The organism is Rhizobium cauense (genome assembly GCF_019511525.1).
In the GTDB taxonomy this organism is placed as follows: Bacteria; Pseudomonadota; Alphaproteobacteria; order Rhizobiales; family Rhizobiaceae; genus Rhizobium; species Rhizobium cauense.
In genome coordinates this window covers 1-255 of sequence record NZ_JAEUAT010000101.1, presented here as the reverse complement: position 1 = coordinate 255, position 255 = coordinate 1, and the positions used below count along the sequence as shown (strand labels likewise).

Genomic DNA, 255 nt, shown 5'->3' with positions numbered 1-255 from the left:
GCGGCGGCGATGTCGCCGTCTCCTGGCTGCTGGATCTGTTCGGCCAGTACCGCCGCTCGAAGGAAAGCGCCCAGGCCAGCCTTGACGCGGCCTATTCCAGCGCCGATGTCGCCAAGCTCACCTACATTCAGGATCTGGTGAACTCCTACATCAACCTGCGCTTCTTCCAGGAGCGCCTGGCGCTGTCGCGCGCCAACCTGAAGTCGCGCCAGGAAACCTACGAGCTGACCCAGTTCCAGCTCGAGGCCGGTGCCG

Annotated in this window: 1 protein-coding gene; it reads left to right on the top strand. The window is 64.7% G+C overall.

Going from position 1 to position 255, the window contains the following annotated elements; translation table 11 throughout:
* Positions 1-255 (top strand): TolC family protein (locus tag JNB88_RS33335; RefSeq protein WP_220359185.1); only part of this gene is annotated, 255 nt, incomplete at both ends.